Below are 522 nucleotides of genomic sequence, written 5' to 3'. Positions count from 1 at the left end.
GTCTTACGCACCTCGGCCAGCATGGCGGTGAGCACATCGAGCAGCTGGCCTTCGGGATCGGAACCATCGAACCCGTGCTCGGTCCACACCCGCTCGATCAGCAGCCGCGCCTCCCGGCCGGCGAACGCCACATACAGCGACTGCCTGCTGTCGAAGTAGCGGTACAGCGTCGCCCGGGAACAGCCGGCCGCCTCGGCGACCTCTGCCATCCCGACCGTGGTGACGCCCTTGTCCAGGAACAAGGTACGCACAGCGTCCAGGATCCGTTCCGCCGCCAATTCAGCCCGCCCACCGGCCAGCCAATCACTGCTCACGTCCAATCCTTCCCGGCCGATCACTACCCGAGGCCAACCTTCGCCCTCCGACAGATCATGCCGTGCACGTGAACGGGACCGTCGTCGGGCGACGGACATAAGGTCCGGTCGCGTACTCGACCGCGTCGACGTCGACCTGATATGTCGGGAACCGATCCAGCAACTCCTCCATCGCCACCCGCGCCTGCATGCGGGCCGCACCATTGTC

At 66.3% G+C, this 522-nt stretch carries 1 protein-coding gene and 1 pseudogene; both read right to left on the bottom strand.

What is annotated here, in order from left to right; translation table 11 throughout:
- Window positions 1-314, bottom strand: a 314-nt coding sequence (locus tag GV790_RS28910; RefSeq protein ID WP_309139047.1) for a TetR/AcrR family transcriptional regulator, incomplete at its 3' end; no start/stop codon positions are given.
- A 55-nt stretch (window positions 315-369) separates the two neighbouring features.
- Window positions 370-522 (bottom strand): annotated as a pseudogene (locus GV790_RS31485) (cytochrome P450); the annotation flags it as partial.

Origin of the sequence: Nocardia cyriacigeorgica (assembly GCF_010858045.1) — a bacterium.
GTDB lineage: Bacteria > Actinomycetota > Actinomycetes > Mycobacteriales > Mycobacteriaceae > Nocardia > Nocardia cyriacigeorgica_E.
Note: the sequence above shows the minus strand (reverse complement) of the source record. Positions and strands in the feature narration are given on the sequence as shown.